This window comes from Candidatus Binataceae bacterium (assembly GCA_035294265.1).
Classification (GTDB): Bacteria; Desulfobacterota; Binatia; order Binatales; family Binataceae; genus DATGLK01.
Genome location: DATGLK010000065.1, coordinates 1 through 21,837, shown reverse-complemented (window position 1 = coordinate 21,837; position 21,837 = coordinate 1). Strand labels below are relative to the sequence as shown.

General features: G+C 62.5%; 21 protein-coding genes and 1 pseudogene. 11 read left to right on the top strand and 11 right to left on the bottom strand.

The features are described from left to right. Positions 1–6: 6 nt before the first annotated feature. Entirely contained in the window at positions 7–3,078 is a 3,072-nt protein-coding gene (locus tag VKV28_11010) for a type I restriction endonuclease subunit R (GenBank protein ID HLH77324.1), read from the top strand. Between the two features lie 538 nt (positions 3,079–3,616). On the opposite strand, the gene VKV28_11005 is transcribed toward VKV28_11010, so the two are convergent. After that, positions 3,617–4,801 carry a thaumatin family protein gene (locus tag VKV28_11005; GenBank protein HLH77323.1) on the bottom strand — a complete coding sequence of 395 codons (1,185 nt, stop codon included), beginning with the start codon at positions 4,799–4,801 and terminating at the stop codon, positions 3,617–3,619. Positions 4,802–4,921: 120 nt separating this feature from the next. Then, positions 4,922–5,065 (bottom strand): annotated as a pseudogene (locus tag VKV28_11000) (hypothetical protein). A gap of 31 nt (positions 5,066–5,096) precedes the next feature. Here VKV28_11000 and VKV28_10995 point away from each other — a divergent pair. Next, entirely contained in the window at positions 5,097–5,522 is a 426-nt protein-coding gene (locus VKV28_10995; protein ID HLH77322.1) for a hypothetical protein, read from the top strand. Positions 5,523–5,956: 434 nt separating this feature from the next. Further along, positions 5,957–7,108 carry an alpha/beta hydrolase gene (locus VKV28_10990; protein HLH77321.1) on the top strand — a complete coding sequence of 384 codons (1,152 nt, stop codon included), beginning with the start codon at positions 5,957–5,959 and terminating at the stop codon, positions 7,106–7,108. Positions 7,109–7,126: 18 nt separating this feature from the next. On the opposite strand, the gene rsfS is transcribed toward VKV28_10990, so the two are convergent. The 7 genes from rsfS to rplU form a co-directional block, all read right to left on the bottom strand. Continuing rightward, the gene (rsfS, locus tag VKV28_10985) at positions 7,127–7,510 is read right to left on the bottom strand and encodes a ribosome silencing factor (GenBank protein ID HLH77320.1); all 384 of its coding nucleotides are present in this window, start codon (positions 7,508–7,510) and stop codon (positions 7,127–7,129) included. Between the two features lie 5 nt (positions 7,511–7,515). Next, entirely contained in the window at positions 7,516–8,163 is a 648-nt protein-coding gene (gene nadD / locus VKV28_10980; GenBank protein ID HLH77319.1) for a nicotinate-nucleotide adenylyltransferase, read from the bottom strand. Between the two features lie 20 nt (positions 8,164–8,183). Continuing rightward, positions 8,184–9,434: a glutamate-5-semialdehyde dehydrogenase gene (locus VKV28_10975; GenBank protein HLH77318.1), complete on the bottom strand. Its 1,251-nt coding sequence runs from the start codon at positions 9,432–9,434 to the stop codon at positions 8,184–8,186. Between the two features lie 7 nt (positions 9,435–9,441). Beyond that, the gene (gene proB, locus VKV28_10970; protein HLH77317.1) at positions 9,442–10,575 is read right to left on the bottom strand and encodes a glutamate 5-kinase; all 1,134 of its coding nucleotides are present in this window, start codon (positions 10,573–10,575) and stop codon (positions 9,442–9,444) included. A 161-nt stretch (positions 10,576–10,736) separates the two neighbouring features. Next, positions 10,737–11,720, bottom strand: coding sequence for a GTPase ObgE (obgE, locus tag VKV28_10965; GenBank protein ID HLH77316.1), 984 nt, complete (start codon positions 11,718–11,720; stop codon positions 10,737–10,739). Positions 11,721–11,784: 64 nt separating this feature from the next. Further along, positions 11,785–12,054 carry a 50S ribosomal protein L27 gene (gene rpmA, locus VKV28_10960; GenBank protein HLH77315.1) on the bottom strand — a complete coding sequence of 90 codons (270 nt, stop codon included), beginning with the start codon at positions 12,052–12,054 and terminating at the stop codon, positions 11,785–11,787. Positions 12,055–12,103: 49 nt separating this feature from the next. Beyond that, positions 12,104–12,451 (bottom strand): 50S ribosomal protein L21, encoded by a 348-nt coding sequence (rplU, locus tag VKV28_10955; protein ID HLH77314.1) that lies wholly within the window; start codon positions 12,449–12,451, stop codon positions 12,104–12,106. Positions 12,452–12,727: 276 nt separating this feature from the next. On the opposite strand from rplU, the gene VKV28_10950 reads away from it, so the two are divergent. Beyond that, positions 12,728–14,560, top strand: coding sequence for an exonuclease domain-containing protein (locus tag VKV28_10950; protein HLH77313.1), 1,833 nt, complete (start codon positions 12,728–12,730; stop codon positions 14,558–14,560). Positions 14,561–14,577: 17 nt separating this feature from the next. Here VKV28_10950 and VKV28_10945 read toward each other — a convergent pair whose 3' ends face one another. Then, on the bottom strand, positions 14,578–15,498 hold the full coding sequence (locus VKV28_10945) for a hypothetical protein (protein HLH77312.1): 921 nt from the start codon (positions 15,496–15,498) through the stop codon (positions 14,578–14,580). Positions 15,499–15,692: 194 nt separating this feature from the next. On the opposite strand from VKV28_10945, the gene cofC reads away from it, so the two are divergent. The 7 genes from cofC (at position 15,693) to VKV28_10910 (ending at position 21,210) form a co-directional block, all read left to right on the top strand. Then, positions 15,693–16,346 carry a 2-phospho-L-lactate guanylyltransferase gene (cofC, locus tag VKV28_10940; protein HLH77311.1) on the top strand — a complete coding sequence of 218 codons (654 nt, stop codon included), beginning with the start codon at positions 15,693–15,695 and terminating at the stop codon, positions 16,344–16,346. A 191-nt stretch (positions 16,347–16,537) separates the two neighbouring features. Beyond that, positions 16,538–17,329, top strand: coding sequence for an MlaE family lipid ABC transporter permease subunit (locus VKV28_10935; protein HLH77310.1), 792 nt, complete (start codon positions 16,538–16,540; stop codon positions 17,327–17,329). Further along, a complete protein-coding gene (locus VKV28_10930; protein HLH77309.1) occupies positions 17,326–18,120 on the top strand; it encodes an ABC transporter ATP-binding protein in 795 nt (264 codons plus the stop codon). The genes VKV28_10935 and VKV28_10930 overlap by 4 nt, the downstream gene beginning before the upstream one ends. Further along, positions 18,121–18,654, top strand: a complete 534-nt coding sequence (locus tag VKV28_10925) for an outer membrane lipid asymmetry maintenance protein MlaD (protein HLH77308.1) — start codon at positions 18,121–18,123, stop codon at positions 18,652–18,654. It begins immediately after the preceding gene. A 65-nt stretch (positions 18,655–18,719) separates the two neighbouring features. Next, a complete protein-coding gene (locus VKV28_10920; protein HLH77307.1) occupies positions 18,720–19,463 on the top strand; it encodes a VacJ family lipoprotein in 744 nt (247 codons plus the stop codon). A gap of 204 nt (positions 19,464–19,667) precedes the next feature. Further along, the gene (locus VKV28_10915; protein ID HLH77306.1) at positions 19,668–20,543 is read left to right on the top strand and encodes an LLM class F420-dependent oxidoreductase; all 876 of its coding nucleotides are present in this window, start codon (positions 19,668–19,670) and stop codon (positions 20,541–20,543) included. 370 nt (positions 20,544–20,913) lie between these two features. Next, entirely contained in the window at positions 20,914–21,210 is a 297-nt protein-coding gene (locus VKV28_10910; protein HLH77305.1) for a hypothetical protein, read from the top strand. Positions 21,211–21,424: 214 nt separating this feature from the next. On the opposite strand, the gene VKV28_10905 is transcribed toward VKV28_10910, so the two are convergent. Next, positions 21,425–21,837, bottom strand: a 413-nt coding sequence (locus VKV28_10905; GenBank protein HLH77304.1) for a hypothetical protein, incomplete at its 5' end; no start/stop codon positions are given.

Below are 21,837 nucleotides of genomic sequence, written 5' to 3'. Positions count from 1 at the left end.
TGAAGCATGAGCGGTGGCTTCACAGAGTCCGAGTTGGAAGAAGCGGCACTGGAGTGGCTGGATGGCGTCGGATACACGACCGCGCACGGGGCAGAGATCGCGCCAGGCGAGGCCAAGGCCGAACGCGACGACTACCACGAAGTCTTATTGGTGCGGCGGCTGCGCGAGGCGCTCGAACGGCTGAATCCCGACCTGCCATCCGACTTGCTCGACGAGGCCTTCCGAAAACTCACGCGCACTGAGTCGCCGTCCCTCATTCAGAACAATCGCGCGTTCCATCGGATGCTGGCCGAGGGCCTGACGGTCGAGCATCGGCGAGAGGACGGATCGATCGCGGGAGTGCCGGTACGCCTGATCGATTTCGAAGAGCCCGACAACAACGACTGGCTCGCTGTGAATCAATTCACCGTCGTTGAGAGCCAGCATGAGCGGCGCGCCGACGTGCTGATCTTCGTAAATGGCCTGCCGCTCGCGATTATCGAACTCAAGAACCCGGCCGATGAACAGGCCACGATCTGGAGCGCCTTCAACCAGCTTCAGACCTATAAGAACGAAATCCCGTCGCTGTTCCGGTTCAACGAGCTGCTGATCGTCTCCGACGGCGTGGAGGCGCGGGTTGGCTCGCTGACTTCCGACCGGGAGCGCTTCATGCCCTGGCGCACGATCGACGGCAGATCCCTTGCGCCGGCCACAGTGCCGCAATTGCAGGTGGTAACCGAAGGCATCTTTGATAAGCGTCGCTTCCTGAGCCTGATTCGCCACTTTGTGGCCTTCGAAGATGAAGGTTCCGGCAAGATGAGCAAGAAAATCGCCGGCTACCATCAGTTCCACGCCGTCAACAAGGCTATCGAGGCGACAATCCAGGCGTCGCGCGCAACCGGCGACCGGCGCTGCGGGGTGATCTGGCATACGCAGGGCTCGGGCAAAAGCCTGACGATGGTATTTTACGCGGGCCGGCTCGTGATGCATCCCGCGATGGAGAACCCGACGATCGTTGTGCTCACCGACCGCAACGACCTTGACGAGCAGCTTTTCGGCACCTTCTCGCGATGCAGCGATCTATTGCGGCAGGCGCCGGTGCAGGCCAATAGCCGGGCCGAGCTGCGGCAGAGGCTGAGGGTTCCTTCCGGCCGCATCGTCTTCACGACGATCCAGAAGTTCTTTCCCGAGGAAAAAGGCGATCGGCATCCGCTGCTCTGCGAACGGCGCAATATCGTTGTGATTGCCGACGAGGCGCATCGCAGCCAGTACGATTTTATCGACGGTTTCGCCAAACACATGCGCGACGCGCTGCCGAACGCCTCGTTCATCGGCTTTACCGGAACGCCGATCGAGCTTGCGGACAAGAACACACGCGCGGTCTTCGGCGACTACATCGATATCTACGATATCCAACGGGCCGTCGAAGACGGCGCAACGGTGCCGATCTACTATGAGAGTCGCCTCGCCAAGCTTGAGCTAAAGCCCGAGGAGAGGCCGAAGATCGATCCGGAATTCGAGGAGGTCACCGAGGGCGAGGAGATCGAGCGCAAGGAAAAGCTCAAGACCAAGTGGGCGGCGCTTGAGGCGTTGGTCGGAACCGAAAAGCGGATAAACCTTATCGCGCGCGACCTGGTGAACCACTTCGAAGAGCGGCTTGAGGCGCTGGACGGCAAGGCCCTGGTTGTCGCGATGAGCCGGCGGATCTGCGTTGACCTCTATAACGCGATCGTCAAACTGCGGCCGGGTTGGCACGACCCCGACGATACGAAGGGCGCGATCAAGATTGTCATGACGGGTTCCGCCTCGGACCCGCCCGAATGGCAACCCCACGTCCGGAACAAGGCGCGCCGGCTTAAACTGGCCGAGCGGTTCAAGGACCCGACCGACCCGCTGAAAATCGTAATCGTGCGAGACATGTGGCTCACGGGGTTCGACGCCGGGCCGCTGCATACGATGTACGTTGACAAGCCGATGCGCGGGCATGGTCTGATGCAAGCGATCGCACGGGTGAATCGAGTCTTCAGGGACAAGCCAGGCGGCCTGATCGTCGATTATCTCGGGCTCGCCGACCAACTGAAGCGCGCATTGGCGACTTACACCGAGAGCGGCGGCAAAGGCGACGCCGCAATCGACCAGCGCCGAGCGGTGGCCGCGATGCTTGAAAAGTACGAGGTCTGCTGCGGCCTCTTTCACGGCTTCGATTGGTCGCTCTGGAAGTCGGGCACGCCAGCCCAGCGGCTCGGCCTGCTCCCTGCCGCGCAGGAGCATATCCTCGCGCAGGACGGCGGAAAGAGCCGCTTCCTGGATGCCGTGACGCAACTTTCGAAAGCCTTCGCCTTGGCGGTCCCAAGCGATGAAGCCCTGCGCATTCGCGATGACGTCGGTTTCTTCCAGGCGGTGCGCGCCGGGCTGGTGAAACTTTCAAGCGGCAGCGGCAAGCCGCCGGATGAGATTGAGCACGCGATACGCCAGCTTGTTTCGCGCGCGGTCGCGTCGGACCAGGTTATCGATATCTATTCGGCCGCGGGCCTGAAGAAGCCGGATCTGTCGATACTCTCGGACCGCTTTCTGGAGGAGGTGCGAGGGCTGCCGCAACGCAACGTCGCGGTCGAACTGCTCGCGCGCCTTCTCAGGGACGAAATCAAGACGCGGCAGCGTAAGAGCGTCGTTCAGGCGCGTTCCTTCGCAGAACTGCTCGACCAGGCAATCCGCAAATATCAGAACCGGCTGATCGAGACGGCGCGGGTAATCGAGGAGCTGATCGCGCTTGCCAAGGAGATGCGCGAGGCGCAGCGGCGCGGCGAGAATCTCGGGCTTAGCGAGGACGAAGCGGCTTTCTACGAGGCGCTCGAAGTGAACGACAGCGCGGTCAAGGTGCTGGGCGACGAAACGCTAAAGCAGATTGCGCGCGAGCTGGCCGACACCGTGCGCCGCAACACTTCGATCGATTGGACGATCAGAGAGTCGATCCGCGCCAAGCTCCGGGTGATGGTCAAACGCATACTGCGCAAGTATGGCTACCCGCCGGACAAGCAGGACAAAGCGACCCAGACCGTAATCGAACAGGCGGAACTGCTCTGCGCCGACGCCGCGTGACTGTTAACTCGCCAGTGGGCGCTTGCGTTCGCCAGCCTTCCGCTTGAACGATTAATTGGTTTCCAACTTCTGAAGCTCCGCAGCGAGCCGGTCGGCCACAAACATGTTGAGCAGCGACTGACACGGAACGTCGCGCTTGCTGGCGAGGAGTTCAAGGCGAACAGCTGGGCGATGCATGCGAGGAGATCGGCAGCGAGGCCACGCCTCGTGGCGGTGCCGATGTATATGTATCGCAAGGGATCTCGCTTATCATGAGCCAGAACATCTACAACGATGGCTTTCGCGCGAGGGGATTAGCTTTCGTCGACGACGCCCGCGGCGAGGAACTGCAGAACGTAGAGGTAAGAACCGGCGATGTCTTCTCAACATCACGGAAGACTCTGTGCCACGGATCTGTCAGGTTCCCGACGACATCTTGTCGGCCCGAGTCAACCAGCACGTGGCGACTGTCAGGCCGCACGAGGACATTGAGGGGGAGATAAGAGAAGGGGAGCAGGCTGCGGAGACTTTTTCCGCAGCCTGCCAAGTCGGCATTCTGTCAGGGGGTTGGGGGACCGAACGTGACCGTCATGCTGGTTGGTGTGCTGCCACCCGGCGTGCAACCAATGTCTCCGGCATGGTCGTCGTAGGTCCAGCCGTATTGATGGGGACATGCGCTGGCGAAGTCCTCGTACCAAGGCGTGCCATTGCCGGCGGTGGTGGCCGCACTCAGCCATTCGGGATTAATCGGACAAGCTGTGCCCGTATATAGGGTGGTGCCACCTCCAGTGGGGGTCTGGGCTGTGCCGAGTCCGTTGACAGGCGGTTCGAATTGCGGCACGCACACGTAGTTGGCGACCGAGTTATAGGTCACTTGCTTGCAGACATAATCCTGGGCATTGGGATATCCGGCGTTGAAGTAGCCACCGCAGGGATCGCCGACGTGATTGGCGTCGCAATTGGGTTGCGGTTGGAAAGCCGGCGCGGAGTTTGAAGCGCAGATTCCCAGGCCCGAGGGGAAACCGGAAATCAAGGTCGTTTGGCAGGATTCGGTGGGCAGGCAATCCGCATCGCTCCAGCAGGTCGGCGTGCCCTGGTTCCCCGACGACATCGCGGCGCCGATGGGGCCAGAGACTTTACCGCTCTTGTTGGCCGCCTCGTACATGTCGAAATAAGTGGACCCATCCCCGCTGGGTACGACGGTGTTGCACTGCAGCCCTGCCGGAGGATTGGAAGCGGCGCACTGATCGCCCGGATCGTTGCAACCGATAACGCACTGATTGTTTACGCAGGCGCCGCTTTGACAGAAGGTACCGCTCCCGCATGGAATCGGCCCGGGCCTGGCCGAGGGTGCCTCGGTCACCTGCAGATTGGTTGGGCAAGCCGAATTCAGATCGGAATTACATTGGGGAGCGTAACAACTTGCCGCCGACGGCACCGCCTTGATCGCGGTGTTATAACCGGAAACCAGGCTTACGTCGAAGTTTACCGAGCTATTACTTACAATGGTTGCTTCGAACAACGACGCCGGCGCATCGCCCGTTACGCCGTATGGCGAACCGTTCCATTGTCCCTGACACTGATACAGTCCGAAACCGCAATCGCCGGTCTTGCATACGGTCCCCGAGGGATAGGCACAGAATGATTGCCCCGCTTCGGACACGCAAATCGCATTGGGGTTGTTGAGCCCCCCCGTACCTTGACAAAAAGTGTTCCCCTGCGCACCGGACGTACAGTTGAGCATGCATTTGCCGCCGAAGCAGGAAGTGCCCGGGAAGTTCGCGCAGTCGCTGTTGGAGGTGCACGACGTACCGAATCCTGGATCGTTCTGGAACAGGGAGTCGAAATCGCACTCGGTCCGCGCCCAGAATCGCCCGCTCCAGCCGGTGGGCATGCACAGCGCAACCGACTGGCTGGCCGCCAACTCCCAATTGTTGCCCGACGGCACGATTACGTTACTCGCGACACTACCCGAGCCCTGGTAAAACTCCGCCAGCCACACCGGGTATGAATTGCTGTTGACGAAGGTATAGGGAACCGTGCCGGTTGCGCAGGCGGGCGTCGGCGAAGGCGTCGCGCTCGCGGAGGCCGTGGGGGTTGCCGTCGAGGTCGCGGTGGCGGTGGAAGTTGCGCTCGCCGTCGCGGTCGCAGTTGCCGTGGTGGTGGCGGTGGTGGTCGTGGTTGAAGTCGCCGTCGCGGTGCCGGTGCGAGTCGCAGTCGCGGTTGCGCTCGCCGTAGGGGTCGCCGTCGCCGTGGAGCTTGAGGTGATGGTGGGCGTGGGAGTGGGCGATTTCCCGGAACTTGAGCTATTGCAAGCTGCAGTTACCAGAGCGGTGAAAGCGAACGCAAACCGCAACAGACCAGGACGGTCAAAATGCTTCATGATGCATTTTATAGCATACGTTCATATATATAAAAAATCTTTAAGTCGAAATTTCCTTTTTGGCCGCTCAAGGCGTCTATAGGCCCACCGTCCGCTAAAAGGTTCGGATTTTTCGCCGGTTAGCTATAGCCCACGAAAGCCGCGCGCGCTAATTGCGCCAGAACGCGCCGTTCCATCCAGACAGGCCGTTTCAGCGGTCCCGGGCTAGTTATCCAGGATCGCGATTTTGACGAGATGACGTAGCTGCTTCCGCATCGGGATTCGCCGGCGCGCCAACCTAATGCCCCAGGGCTGGATCGCGCCGCCCGGCTCAGGCGGAGACGGCGAGCTGTCGCGCCGGCGAGGCGAACGGTTCAGATGGCGACACCTGCCCGGCATTAAGATGCAGCGTATGACTCGGCGCGGCTTCTTTTCCGCAGGCGCTTTGCCTGCGGGCGGTAATGTCAACTACAATCCGGCAGCCGATTACCGGCCACGGCCGGCCCAGCGCCAATCCCAGCCCCGCGAGGTCAGACAATGCCCACCGTCGAATTGCTTCGGGTGCCAACGACGAGCAAGCCCGAGCACGAGTCCTTCAGCGATTTCCTCGGCCTTTATCCCCGGGTTCACGTGGCTCTCCATCTGCCCGCGGGCAAGCGGCCGCGCACCGTGGTTATCGGTCTGCATCCCACCGCCGCCTCCCTTCTGCATCCCACATTGCGCGCGATGGTAGATCGGGGCTTTGCGGCTATCGGCATGGCCCATCGCTTCTATGGCAACGATTCGCGCCTGTTCATGGAAGAGCTATTGCTGGACCTGGGCGGCGCGGTCCGGTTCGCGCGCCAGCGCGGCTTCGAGAACGTCGTGCTGATCGGCAGCAGCGGCGGCGGCTCGGTGGTGACGACCTACCAAAGCCAGGCCGAAAGCCCGACCATCACCTCGACTCCCGCCGGCGATCCGCCCGATCTGACACGGGAGGAATTGCCCTCCGCCGACGGGATCATCCTCGTCGCCGCCCATCCCGGCCGGCCGCGCGTACTCACCGATTCGCTCGATCCCTCGGTGGTAGACGAAAGCGATCCGCACGCCACCGATTCCTCACTGGACATGTACGATCCGCGCAACGGACCGCCCTATTCACCCGAGTTCATTGCCCGCTACCGGGCGGCGCAGGAGGAGCGCAACCATCGCATCACGCGCTGGTGCTGGGCCAAGCTGGCGGAGTTGAAACAACTGGGCGACGGCGGGGAGGATCTGCAATTTCCGGTATATCGAACCAACGCAGACCTGTGTTTTCTGGACCCGGCCGTCGATCCCTCCGAGCGCACCACCGGGACCAGCGCTTCGACCTACCGCGGCGACCTGCGGACGGTCAATCGCAATGCCTACGGCGGGATGGCGCGATGCTCTACTTATCGCTCGTGGCTGAGCCAATGGAGCCTGTCGGCGAGCAACGCGGACGGCTACCACCACGCCTCGCGCATCTCCAAGCCGTTCTTCATCGTCAATTTCGGCGCCGACGAAGGCGTCTTTCCGCGTTACTCCAAAGGCTATTACGAAGCGGTCAGCCACTCGGACAAGGAGCTGGTGACGGTCGCCGGCGCCCACCATTTCGTCCACACCCAACCCGAGGTGCACAACCAGGCGATGGATCTTCTTGCCAACTGGATGCGGCGCAAGGGCTTTTAATCCCAGGCGGGTGCCGGCTCAGGCGGAGACGCTGAGCTGGCGCGCCAGCGAGGAGAACGGCTCGGGCAGCGGCACTTGCCGGGCGTCGGTCCAATTGGTCTCCAGGCGGTAGAGGTCGCGCACCGGCTCGTAAAAGATGTGGACCACCACGTCGTCGTAATCCATTACCACCCAGTAGCCATGGGCGAGGCCCTCGACTCCCAGCGGATGCTCGCCGTCGCCGTCCAGGCGCTGGTCTATCCCCTCGGCGATCGCCTGGACCTGGATGTCCGAGCGGCCGGTGGCGATCACGAAATAGTCGGCGATGGAGTTCAGATGTTCGGCCTGGAGTACGACCAGACCGTAGGCTTTTTTTTGCAGAGCAGCGTCAACAATGTTCAGCGTCTTTTGCAACGAAGTCACTAAGCCTACTCGACCCCCGAATAAAGTGAATGGCGTTGGATGTAATCGAGCACATCGTTGGGCAGCAGATAGCGCACGCTCTTTTGCGCTTGCAAGCCGGCACGGATGGTCGATGCGGAGATTGGCAGAAACGTGGTGGATACAAAGGTCAGCGTCTGTCCGCCGGAGTGCAGATAACGATCCTCACTCTTACGGTAGCCAAAACGCCTGAGCGCGGCAACAATCGCCGGTTGGCCTTGGGTGGCGAGCTGGTCGCGGCTGTGCACTGCCAGATGGCAGAGGCGGACGATCTCGTCACAATCCTTCCACCCCTCCAGCTCGGCGAACGCGTCGCTGCCCATCATCAGAAACACCGTGGCGGGCGGGCGGGTGTTGGCGATGAAGTAACGCACCGTATCGATGGTGTAAGAGCGGCCGGAACGGCGAACCTCGCTGTCGGAGACCATGAAATGGCGATTGCCCTTGGTGGCGGCCTGAACCATCCGCAGGCGATGGTCGGCGGGCGCGAGCTGGGCGCTGGGTTTGTGCGGTGGCGCCGCGGCCGGAATGAAATAGACCAAATCCAGCCCCAGCACCTCGCGCACTTCCTCGGCGGCGCGCAGATGGCCGTGGTGAATCGGATTAAAGGTGCCGCCGAATAGTCCGATACGCACTGGTTTGCCGCTTCCCGCACTCAGCCGCGAACTTGGCCCTGACCCCAAATCACATACTTGTAGGTGGTCAGCTCGCGCAAACCCATCGGCCCCCGCGCATGCAGGCGATTGGTGGAAATGCCGGTTTCCGCTCCAAAACCGAACTCGAAACCGTCGGTGAAACGCGTGGACGCGTTGACGTACACCGTGGCGGAATCGACCTCATGTTGGAAGCGGCGCGCGGCCTCGTAATCAGCGGTCACGATCGCGTCGGCCAGCCCCGAGCCATGGCGGCCGATAAAGTCGATCGCCTCGTCCAGCGACTCCACCACTTTGATCGACAAAATCAGATCGAGATACTCGCGATCCCAATCCTCCTCGGTGGCGGCCTTGGCCGGAATCAGGGCAAGAGTGCGCGGACATCCGCGCAACTCCACTCCCAAGGCCCCCAACTGCCGGTCCAACAGCGGCAAGAAACGGGGTGCGATCGCTTCGTGTACCAGCAGATTCTCCATCGCGTTGCACACCGAAGGCCGGCTGGTCTTGGCATTGACGCAAATCGCCAGGGCCTGCCCCAGATCGGCCGCGCGATCCACATAGACGTGGCAGATGCCGTCGAAATGAGGCAGCACCGGCACGGCAGAGGCCTCCAGCGCCTGCTTCAAGGCGCCGCCGCCGCGCGGAATGATGAGCTCGAGCAGAGCGGCGCTGCGCTTGAGAATCTGGACCACCTCGCGCTCTGCCGTGGCGACGAAAAACAGCGCCTGGACGGGCGCGCCCGCCTCCGCCATCGCGCCCGCGATAAGCTCGGCCAGCAGGCGGTTGGTGTGGAGCGCCTCCCTGCCCCCGCGCAAGACGGCGGCATTGCCGGCCTTGAGCAGCAGCGCGGCGGCATCGACGGTGACATTGGGCCGCGATTCGTAGATCACCGCGATCGTGCCGATCGGCACCCGCACCTGGCGAATCTCCAGCCCGTTGGGCCGCCGCCAACCCGCGATTACTTCGCCCACGGGATCGGGCAACGCAGCCACCTGCTCTACTCCGCGCGCCATCGCCTCGACCCGCTCGGGCGTGAGCGTCAGCCGCTCCAGCATCGCCCCGCGCAAGCCTTCATCACGAGCCGCCTCAAGGTCGCGCCCGTTGGCGGCGGCAATCGCGTCACATCGCTGGCGCAGCGCGGCCGCGAGGTTGGTCAGGATCAGGTTGCGCGTCGCGCTTGAGCACAAGGCCAGACGGCGCGCACCCTCTCGCGCGCTCTCCAGACCGGCGCGGATTTCGCTTTCCAGACTCATGGCGACCTCATAGTAGCACGAGGTTGTCGCGATGGATGATCTCGTCGGCCACCTGGTAGCCCAGGATGGCGGCAATTTCGGCCGAACGCCGGCCTTGCAATTTCAGCACGTCGGCGGCCGGATAATTGACCAGTCCACGCCCGAACTCCTGCCCCTCGGGATCGATTAGGCTCACGCAGGCGCCGGCGCCGAATTCGCCGCGCACCTCGCTTACCCCCGAGGGCAGCAGACTGCGCCCCTTGTGCCGCAGCGCCTCGGCCGCCCCGCGATCTACGCTCAGGCGGCCGGCGGGCCTAAGCGCGAACGCGATCCAGTGCTTGCGACCGCGCAGCCGAGTGCGCGCGGGCAGGATGAGCGTACCGCTGGAACAGGCCGGATCGAGCACGCCGGCCAGCGTATCGGGCTCCTGGCCCGAAGCGATCACGACCGCGACCCCCGCGCGCGCGGCTTGGCGCGCGGCGCGCAACTTGGTCTCCATCCCGCCGGTGCCCAGCGGCCCGGCCGCTTCCGCGACCAACCCCTTCATCGCGGCGTCGGGATCGGCGATGAGCGGAATCAGCGCCGCGTCGGGTCGCCGGCGCGGATCGCCGGTCAAGACTCCGGCCACGTCGGTGAGAATTACCAGCAGTTGAGCCTCCACCAGGCTGGCCACCAGGGCGGAGAGATTGTCGTTGTCGCCGAAACGGATCTCTTCCACCGCCACGCTGTCGTTTTCATTGATAACCGGTACGATGCCGTGGGCCAGCAAAGTTTCGATGGTATGACGAGCATTGAGCCGCCGGCGTGGTTCGGCCAGATCCGAATGGGTCAACAGCAGCTGGCCGATCTGGCGTCCCTGCCCAGCAAAGTGACGCGCCCACAGCGTCATCAGCGCGATCTGGCCGGTGGCGGCCGCGGCCTGGCGCTCCGCGATGGTAGCCTTGGCGCTGACCGGAACCCGCGCCCGACCGGCCGCGATCGCGCCGGAAGTAACCACGATCACTTGCAAGCCGCGCGCGACTACCCCCTCCAGTTCCGCCGCGAGGCGAGCAAAGACCTCCTCGCGCAGCCCCTCGCGATCGGACAGCACGGCGCTGCCGATTTTCACCACTAATCGGCGGATCCGACTCAGCACTTCAACTTTATGAATTAGCTGCGACATCAACCGCCGCCAACACCTGTTCCCGTCTACGCGCTCGCGCGCTACTCCGCGCGCGAGCTAGTAACGACGCAAGACGCCAAAGCGACCGCTCGAACCTTGAACATCGATCTGGCCTCGCTCCTGCCGAATGGGCGACTACTCGCCGCTATCGCCCGGCCCGTTCAGCTTAGATGGCGCGACAAAGCGACGATCAACGACTCGCATCCGGTGTGCTGCTGGGCGGAGATTGGAAAGACTTCGAGGCCGCTTGCCGCCATCGCTTTTTGGGCGGCCTGCGCCTGCGCGGGCTCAACCACGTCCAGCTTGTTGAGCGCAATCAGGGCGGGACGCTCGAGCAGACTGCGATCGAAAGCACCAATCTCGCCCCGCACCACGATATAATCGCGCTCGGGATCGGAGCTCAAGTCCAACACGAACAGCAGTATCCGAGTGCGGGCCAGGTGGCGCAAGAAGCGCACCCCCAAACCATGCCCCTCATGGGCACCCTCGATCAGGCCCGGAATATCAGCGATGGTGAAATCGCGATGGTCGTCCACCTGCACGCGGCCCAGATTGGGGCTCAGGGTGGTAAACGGATAGGACGCTATCTTGGGCCGAGCTGCGGTCAGCGCCGCCAGCAAGGTGGACTTGCCGGCATTGGGCAGGCCCACCAACCCGACGTCGGCCACCAGGCGCAATTCCAGCAACACCCAGCGCTCCTCGCCGGCGCCGCCGGGCGTGGCGATCCGAGGGGCCTGGCGGGTGGCAGTGGCAAAATGCATGTTGCCGCGCCCGCCCAACCCGCCGTGAGCGACGATTCCACGCTCCCCCGGCACCACTAGGTCGGCCAGGATCTCACCCGTAGCTTCGTCTCGGGCGATGGTCCCCGCCGGCACCCGCACCACTAGATCGTCGCCCGCTCGTCCGTATTGTTCTTTGCCACGGCCCGGTTCGCCGCTGCGTGCGACCAGGCGCGGCCGATATTTGAAATCAAGCAGGGTAGAGAGCCCTTCGTCGGCCTCCAAGATAACATCCCCACCTTTGCCCCCGTCACCACCGGCGGGACCGCCGAAGGGTCGATATTTTTCGCGCAGGAATGCGATCGCGCCGTTGCCACCGTTGCCGGCGCGAGTGAAAACCCGGGCTTCGTCGATAAACTTTCGCACCTGGTCGCCAAAAAAAAGCCCCGCTGGCGGCGGGGCTTGGATGCAAGCTACGCGCGGCCCAACGCTACTGCGCCACGCTCACACTGGGCGGATTGACGCTGACTTGGCGGCGTTCGCCGCGCGCTTCATAGGCGACAATCCCATCGATCAGAGCATAAATCGTGTAATCGCGGCCCAGGCCCACGTTACGCCCGGGATGGATCCGGGTGCCGCATTGCCGCACCAAGATGTTGCCCGCCTTGACCTGCTGACCGGCGTAAATCTTAATCCCCCGCCGCTGTCCCGGACTGTCCCGTCCGTTGCGCGTGGAACCCTGCCCTTTCTTATGCGCCACCGGTGAATCTCCCAATTTAAGCGCGGCGCGCCGGCCGCGGCCTGCCTTGCTAAGCCGATGCTTCCTGCGGCTGGATCGTGGCGCCGCTATGCTCGATCGCTACCACCTTGAGCATCGTCAGCTCCTGTCGATGGCCGCGCTTGCGCCGGTAGTTCTTACGCCGCTTCTTCTTGAACACGATAACTTTGGTGCCGCGCGGCTGACCCACGATCCGGGCCCGCACCGCAGCCTCGCTTACCAGCGGCGTGCCGATTACCGCTTGCCCCTCGCCACCCAGGGCGAGAACTTCATCCAGCCGAACTTCGGTGCCGACTTCGCCGGCGATCCGCTCGACCGTTACTTGGTCGCCAACCGCGACACGATATTGCTTACCGCCGGTTTTTATTATTGCAAACATCGCCATTAGCCGAATCCAATTGTTTAGCCGAGCCTCTGCGCCGAGTCAACGCTCACCTATCAGCCATAATTCTCAATCTCCCCGGGCATTCTAGGGCGGACCTCCGGGCGAGCGCATGGCATCAACGTCGCCGCGGGCCCCCTTGCAGCAGCTTTGGCAGAAGTGGGGTAAAACCGTTGACAAGCCGCTGTGGAAGGGCACAAAATGCGGCGGCGCCCAGCGGCGAAAGAAGCACGAAAGGCGCTTTTTTGGGTGGTGTGGTGGCGGGGCGAGAAAATGACGCTGCGGGATAAGTTAGCCGCCTATCTAGCGGGCCGCATCGAAGGCGCGCCGGTGGAAGAGCTCGTCGGCCTGCTCTTCAGCGGCACCCACAACGACCCCGAGTTCAGCCATCGGATCGTCCAGCAGGTGCTGGGCGGAGATCCCGCCTTTGCTTACGATCCCGACCATCGGCGCTGGTCGCTGGTGGAAGGGCTCGGACTGCGCCGGCCGCTGGCGGAAGCCCAGTTCGTGGTGGTCGACCTGGAGACTCGTGGCGGCCGTCCGGGCGCCGATCAGATCATCGAAATTGGCGCCTACCGGTGCGTGGGCGGGCGCATCCTCGATAGCTTCCAGAGCCTGGTCCGGCCGGCGCGCCCGATTCCGCCCTTCATCACCCGGATGACCTCGATTAGCAACGAAGATGTAGCTCTGGCGCCAGCAATTAGTGATTTGCTACCGCGCTTTCGTGACTTTCTGGGCGACGCGGTGCTGGTGGCGCACAACGCGCAATTCGACTTATCCTTTCTCGACTTCGAGTACCGGCGCGTGCTGGGAGCTCCACTGCGTAATCCTGTCCTCTGCACCCTGCGGCTGGCCCGCCGCCTGCTCCCCTCGCTGCGCCGGCGCGGGCTGGACGCGCTGGCGGAACACTTCGGCCTGGCCACCGAGGGACGCCATCGCGGTCTGGGCGACGCGCGGATGGCGGCCGAGTTGCTGGGAATCTTTCTGGAGATGCTCGCTGCCCAGGGAATCAAGCGGCTCGACCTGGCCCTGGAATTCACTCAAAGCGCGGTTACGGGGCGTCGGATGGAGCGCCATGTCAGGCCCGAGGTAGTCGCCGCGCTGCCCCACCAGGCCGGGGTCTATCTGATGCGCAACGAGCGCGGCGACGTGCTCTACGTGGGCAAGGCGCGCGATCTCAAGCGGCGCGTCGCCTCGTACTTCAACGGGGGCGCCGGAACCAGGGGCAAGATCGTCGATCTGGTCAGCCACGTCTTTAGTATCGAGACCCGGACCACGCGCGCCACGCTGGAGGCGGCGCTGTTGGAAGCGAAACTGATTCGCGAACTCAAACCGCCCTATAATCGCCAGCTCAAAACCGCACCGCAGGCCTATTTCATCTGCCTGGATCTGAACGATCCCTTCGCCCGCTTGCGCGTGACCACCAAACTGGCGGCGCGGTCCGGATGGTTACAGCTTGGCCCCTTCATCGGCCGCCGCCATCCGCGCCAGGCGGTCGAGGTACTCGCTCGCTGGTGCGGCTTGCGCACCTGCGCCGGCCGGCTGGAGATCGATCCTGCGCGCTCGGCTTGTATCCAGGGCCAGATTGGCCATTGCGCCGCACCATGCAACGAGAGCATCGATGCGCACAGCTACGGGCGCCAACTCGAACGCGCGCTGCAGTTCCTGCGCGGGCGCGGCGGCACGCTGCTTACCGAACTGGTCCAGGCCCGCGACCAGGCCGCCGCCGCGATGCGCTTTCACGAGGCTGCGCGCTATCAGCGCGACCTGCAGACCTTGCAACTGCTCACGATCCGCGAGCGGCGGTTGAGTCAGACGGTGACCGAAAACAACCTGGTAATCGTCGAAGGCGAGACCGCCAGCGTAATTCTGAGCGGACGCCTGGCGGCGCGCTTTGAGCTGGCCGAGCCCGATGCTCCCCAGCGGATTTCGCGCTACGTCGCGGACAACTATGCCCGCTATCAGGCCCGCCCTATCACCAAGGCCGAGTTGGAGCCGATGATGCTGGTATCGCGCTGGCTCAAAGAGCGCCGCCCCGACGACGGCCGGCTCATCTTTCTCAACGGCGCCAGCCTGCCACTGGAGGCCCTGACTGAGCCGGCATAATCAGCGGCAGCCGCGGACTATTCAACCGCGCTAGTGGGAATATAGCCGACCTGGCCGTCGCGCAGTCGGATGCGCAGCCAGTTGCCGGAAATTCCCGTCACTCGCACGTAGCGGCGGCGATGGACCTGGGCCACCACCTCGCTGCTCCGATCCATGTCCTGATAGACCGGCGAGCTGTGAGAGAGCAGAAACCTCTTGTTCAGCTGCCGGATCGGAGCCGCGGCAGGACCGGAGGCGGCGGGCGGGTTGGGCGCGGGCGGCGGAGCGCTGGCCAAAGTCGGGGCACTGGCGGGAGCGGGAGACGGTGCGGGGGCAGGCGGCAGCAAACTCGGATCCAGCCGCTTGACCTCGGCATACTCGGCTTGAGCCAACGCCTGCTGGTTGGGCTGGGCTGCCATCGCATTGGCCAGCGCGAAATGCAGGTGAGCGTCCTGAGGCGCCAGCCCCACAGCCAAGCGCAGTTCGTGTTCGGCCGCGGCGGGCAGATTCTGTTGCATCAAAAGCGCCGCATATTCTTCATAATAACTGGGTTGGGCCGGATCCAGCGCAATCGCCGCCATCCATTGGTTGGCGGCCTGGCTGGGCTGATTTTGTGCCGCATAAAGCTTGGCCAAGACCACATGGGGCTGGGCTGCTCGCGGATTGAGTCGAATGGCATGCATCAACTCGCGTTCGGCGGGCGTGAAATTGTGCTCGACCAGGTAAAGCTGGCCCAGCGCCAGATGCGCGCGAGCGCTATCAGGCGCAGCCTTGACTGCGGCCTGGTAGTCCTGCTCGGCATTGGCCAATTGATTGGCGCGCAAAGCCTGATCGCCGGCCGTTACGTAATCCGCGGGACTGCGATGGCTGCATCCCGTCACGGCCGCCAGCGCCACCGCACTGGCCAAAGCCTTCAACGCCCACCGGCTCTCCCGCGTCTGGCCCCACTGCACTTTCATCCTCGCGGTACCTCGGGTTGTATTGTGACCGGCTTAAATTGGATCGATCAAGCGGCTAATAGGCAATTTTCAATCTACTGTCCCAAAATTCGCCGGGTGGGTCGGCGCACCGGTCTGTCAGTCAAACCTTCGGCTACAGAAGGGCCCCGCGCAAGCTGCTGGAAGGTGCGCCGCCATCAGCTATAAATGAAGTCATGCAGGCGCTGCTGATCGCGGCAAAAGAATTGTCGCACGCCAAAACCCGACTGGCCTCCTTACGCGCCGCGACCCGGATAGAGCTGGCGCGCGCAATGTTCGAAGACGTTTTGGCCGCAGCGGTGGCGGTCACGCCGGCGGTGCGGGTAGCCGTTATCAGTTCCGACAACGATCTGCTGGAAAGCGCCCGGCGCGTCGGCGCCGAGCCAATCGATGAAGGCTATCCGCGCGGCCTCAACGCTGCAGTCAGCCTGGCCAGCAGCCAACTGGCCCGCAGTGGCATCACCACCTTGGCCACCCTGCTGTCGGATACTCCGCTCATCAGCGCACACGATATCCACATCGTGCTGGAGGCGGCTAGGAACGGCGGCGCACGATCGGTAACGATGGTGCCCTCGCGCGATGGCCGTGGGACCAACGTGTTAGTACGTCAGCCCGCACAAGTGATCGCCCCGCGCTTTGGCATCCATAGCCTGGCGCGCCATCTGGCCGAATGCGAACGCCAGCAGGTCGAGGGCCGTATTTTGCAGCTGGCTGGGCCCGCTCTGGACCTGGACGAAATGGCTGACTTGGTGGAATTCACTCGGTTGGCACGCGCAGGGCGAACTTTGGAAGAGCTTTCTCGCTTGCGCGCGGAGCTTGCTATGTCTTGAGCAACAAGGTTCAATTAGTGCCCTGAAGTTAGACGAAGTAATTTTTGCTTGTCGGCAAGAAGCTTGAGCCCAATCAGCCTCAGCATTTCGCTACCCCCGTGTCGCTCCTTCCCGGCGGCGCAGTCCGCCGCGCCTGTCCGCGGACAATCGCGCTCCTTGGGCGCGCTGAACCCGGCAGGGTCGCGATGAGTATGGCGAGTTCGTCAATCCTGACCACCCCGCTTGAGCGGCTGGGCGCCCAGGTAATCGACGGAATCGACGCGCTGGGGCGCTTCGTGTTGTTCTTACTCTATGCTTTGGTAGCGCTGCTCGAGCCACCTTACAAGCCGCGCCTATGGATCCGTCAGGCGCGCGAGATTGGCGCCGACTCACTCTTCCTGGTCGCGCTGATTGGGATTTTCACCGGCATGGTGATGGGCTTGCAGGGTGAATTCACCCTGCGCAAGTTCGGCTCCGAGGGCGCCCTAGGTACGGTGGTTGCGCTCTCGCTGGTGCGCGAGCTGGGACCCGTACTGACTGCTCTGATGGTAACCGCGCGGGCTGGCTCCGCGATGGCGGCGGAACTGGGGGCGATGCAGGTAACCGAGCAGATCGACGCCCTCACCGTGATGGCGATCGATCCGATTCAGTACCTGGTCTCGCCACGGCTACTGGCCGGAGTGCTCAGCTTTCCCCTGTTGACCGCCATTTTCGACGTCATCGGGATTTTCGGCGGCTACCTGGTCGGGGTCGGACTAATGGGAGCACCGGGAGCCGCGTATTATAACGGCATCGCCTCCAGCCTGGGCGGCAGCGATATCGCGGGAGGAATCTACAAGTCCCTGGTCTTTGGCCTGATCGTGACCTGGGTGTCATGCTACAAGGGCTACCATGCCGAACGGATGGCCACCGGAGTCAGCCGTGCCACCACCGAAGCAGTGGTACTTTCAAGCGTTCTGATTTTGGTATTCGATTATTTTCTCACCTCGCTGTTATTGAAATGAACCAGGACGGGCGCGGTGGAGCTATCAACGTGGTCAATCTGCGCCGCCGTTTCGGCCACCAGCAGGTGCTCGATGGGGTCAGCCTAACCTGTCCATCCGCTCAAATCACGACCATCGTAGGCCCCAGCGGCTGCGGCAAAACGGTATTTCTCAAACATCTCAATCTGCTTCTGCGACCCGATTCGGGCCAAATCGTAATCGAGGGCGTGGACGTGACTCGTTTGAACTATCGCGCGTTGGACAAGGTGCGAGAGCAGTTTGGCGTGCTGTTCCAAGGTGGCGCGTTGTTCGACTCCCTGACCGTGGCTGAGAATGTAGCCTTTCCCCTGGTGGAGAAAACCCGCTTGCGCCGCCCGCAGATCTCCCGCCAGGTGGAGGAAAAGCTAGAAGCCGTAGGCCTGAGCGGGATGGGCGACAAATACCCCAGCGAGATCAGCGGGGGTATGCAAAAACGAGCCGCCCTGGCGCGGGCCCTGATCCGTAATCCCAAGATCTTGTATCTCGATGAACCCACCACCGGCCTGGACCCCACTCGAACCGGCGCCATCCATGCACTTATCCGCGACACCCATCAGCAACTAGGGCTGACGGTCGTGATGGTCAGTCACGACGTGCCCGCGGTGTTCGAAATTTCCGATCGGATTGCGTTCATGCATCGTGGTCGCATGGCTCTTAACGGCACGGTGGCGGAAGTGATGGCCTCCCAGGACGAAGTATTTCAGCATTTTCTGGCCGGTAAATCGGCCAGCGCAGAGGAGGAGGCGGGCCGCCGGCCCGTGGCGAGGAGCTGAATGTACGCAAGTCGTACCACTCAATTTCTGGTCGGTATCTTTGCCCTGATCGGCCTTGCGGCGCTGGCTTATCTGTCGCTGCGCCTGGGCCGAGTTGAGATCTTCAATCCGCCCAGCTACGAAATTTTTGCCAATTTCGACAATATCACCGGGCTTAAAACCGGTGATGCCGTGGAGATCGCAGGAGTTGCGGTGGGCAAGGTATTCTCCATCAGCCTGCTCGACGATCGCGCCCACGTCGGCATGCAAATCGACCAGGGCGTAAAAGTCGACGACGACGCGATCGCGGCTATCCGCACCCGCGGGATCATCGGCGACAAATATGTCGCACTCTCGCTGGGCCCTGGGGACAAGATGCTGACCAACGGCCAGACCCTGCGCCAAACCGAATCGGCCTTTGTGCTGGAGGACGTAATCGGTCAACTAATCAACAGCTTCAGCTCTGGAGGAAGCGGCAAGAGCAGTAGCGGCGGGAGCAAAAGCCAAGGCAGCGGCGGCAGCTTTCCCAGCCTCAACGATCCTGGCAGTAAGTGACGTCATGGGCCGGTTTGTCCGCCGTTCCCACAGTCCGTATGCTGGATAGTAGAGGAAATCAGATCGTGAAGTCAGCTTTACTCATAGTGTTGTTGGGCGCAGTACTTTCTACCCCGGCCTTCGCGGCGCAGGCTGACCAGCCCACCCCCGGGGACAACCTCGGCGCGCCAACCAGTGAGGCCTATGCTGATCCGCTGGCTCCTCTTAACGAGAAGATCTTCTGGTTCAACCTGCGGTTGGATCAATATGTTTTGCGTCCCGTAGCCACCGGTTATGCCGACGTCTTACCCGAACCCGTACGGCGCCATATCGGCACCTTTTGGGATAATGTCAACTTCATTCCGCGCTTTGCCAACAATCTCTTCCAGCTTAAGCCGGGCTATGCAGCCGGTGAAGCCGGCCGTTTCCTAATCAATACAACTTTAGGCGGCGCAGGCTTCTTTGACGTAGCCAATTCTTGGTTTAAGCTCAAGCAACACGACACCGACTTCGGCTTAACCCTCCATAAGTACGGCGTTCCGATGGGGCCGTACCTCGTGCTGCCCTTTTTCGGCCCCTCCTCGATTCGCGATACCGCGGGTCGAGTGGTCGACGGCTCGATGAACCCAATTAGTTATACGATGCCGACTTGGTGGATGCCGCTTGCGATCGAAGGCGGCAGCGAAGCTGCCGAGGCCGTCAATTATCGTTCGCTCAACCTGCAACTGTTCGAGGACGTCGATCGCTATTCGATCGACCTTTACGGCGCGGTCCAAGACGGGTACATCGAGAGCCGCCATCACGCGGAGGCCGAAAGCGCAACCTTCTAAACCGCCCGATCAAATCCGCCGCTGAGCGCTTGGGAGCCGCACTCTTTGAGGCCCTCGCGGCGCCCCCTACTTTCAACCAGGAAAGTCGACTACGGCTCTGAGAAAAAAGCCAGCTCGCGTCACACCGCGCTGTCCACACGCAGGCTTGGAGCGAACCGAGGAGGCTATTATGCTTGGCCCAGCTTTGCTCTGAGGAATTACAGAATGAAGATCAGCATCACTCTGATGGGTATCACGCGGGGCGACGTGCTCGCCGAAGTCGGGCGCCATGCCGAGCGGCTGGGCTTCGCCAGTCTGTGGGTGCCCGAACACTTGGTGATGCCCAAGGACATCAAAACTCCCTACCCTTATGCCGACCGTAGCCAAATTCAGGTCTCCACAACGTCACCCTTTTGCTACCCCTTCGTCACCCTGGCCTATCTAGCGGCCGTGACCCGCAAGCTGCGCCTGGGTACGGCAGTATGCCTGGTGGGCGAGCGCCATCCAGTGATTCTGGCCAAGGAGGTCGCCACGCTGGATTGCCTAAGCGGCGGGCGCGTCGCTTTGGGAGTCGGCGCGGGCTGGTTGCCCGAGGAATTCGAAGCGCTGGGCATCCCGTACGCCCGGCGCGGTGCGCGGCTGGCTGAGTACATTACTGTGATGCGTAAACTGTGGGGCGAAGACGCAAGCTCCTTTGCCGGCGCGTTCATCAGCTTCGACGCCATCCGCAGCTATCCCAAGCCCCTATCCGGAGCGCGCTTGCCAATTCTGATGGGTGGCGATAGCGCGCCGGCACTTAAGCGCGCGGCTAAGCTGGCCGATGGCTGGTACGGCAGCCATCTAACGCCCGATCAAGTAGGCGATCGGCGCCGGCACTTGCTAGATCTTGCCGAGAGCAGCGGTCGCGATCCGCGAGAGCTGGAAATTATCGCCTCGCCCCATCGCGAGAGCGCGACCCCGCTCCATCTTCGCGCCTATCAGCGCGTGGGCACCGACGAGCTGGTACTCCATGTGCCCCGTTTTCAGCAGCCCGAGGAAGTGGCACCAGCGCTGGAACGGCTGGCCGGTATTTGGCTCCCGGCCGCGGCGCAATTGGAGTGATTCTCCGATCGACAAATTTGGTGTGATACTCCTCGATGGCTCTAGCTGCATCTTTACCGGGCCGTTTGTACCTAACCGGGCAAGTGGCGCCTATTTCTGCTATCAGGGGGGCGGGCTGATGGACGAAGGGGACTGGCGAGTCACGCGCACCTTTTAATTCAGTGCTACTTACGACCTCCCACGAAATGGGTAGTGAGCGTAACGCCCTAGCGCTACGCGGTTGTGAAATCGCGTGTTCCGTTTCGCCGACTCAGGGCCTTGTCGCCATCAGCGCCACGGATTCGAAGGTCGACGCGTGAGCTCTAAGTGGCGGGGTGAAGTCAGCCCGGCCACGGACTACACTATTCTTAGAGCTGCGCGAAGTGTGTTCATGAAAGCTTCATCGCATCTACAAGAACCCAAGGGCCTTTCCATCGTGACCAGCGGTTTGGTTATGGCGGTGGTACTCGGCGTGGTGTTCATGGCCGTCTTTAGCGCGGTGTCTGTGCTGGTGTCTCTGATCGCCAATCTGCTCTATTTGGCCGCGAGTCACGAGTTATTTCAAAGCTACATACTTTTCAAGCAAGCGTTGCTGGGTTATGCGCTTAGCGGAGCGATCTACGGCGCAGTTTTCGGGACCATCGTGGGCGCTGTTTACGGAGCGGTCACCTCGGCGCGCAGCCGGTAGTAGTGGAGACTCGGCGCTTCTTCTCGCAATAACAGAGTTTCCAAAGTGCCTGGAAACGGTGTCATGTCTCGAACTGGCCAGCGGCCAACGCGCCTGAGCCGTACAAGCGGGCACGCGGCGAGGAAGCTGAGACTTCCCTGCCGCGCGCCCGCCTGTACCTGCGATAGCAGCCAACCTTGGCGTTTCGTGCGCCCAGGTATTACCCGCTCGCGCCTTAGTTCACGGTCCAGGTATCGCCGCGGCGCAGCAGCGCATTGAGATCCGCAGGCCCCAGCTTCGAGGAAGCTTGCGCGAGCTGCTCATTGACTGCGCCGTCGTAGGTTGGCCGCGAATTGACATAAAGCACGCCCACCGGCACCGGCAGCGGCGGCTGCATCTGGCCCACGATGAAGGCCAGCGCCAGATTGGTCTCGTCATAGACCAACAGGTCAGCCTCCGTCACCCCGCCTTCGCCCAACTTGACCTCTTCCAGCCTGAAGCCGTTCATCCGGATGCCGCGATTGCGCTCCTTGCCGAAGATAAGCGGCTTGCCGTGCTCGATCAGGAGCTGACGATCCGCCTTGGTCTCTTTATCGGTCAGGTCGTTCCAGGCGCCGTCGTTATAGATGTTGCAATTTTGCAGGATCT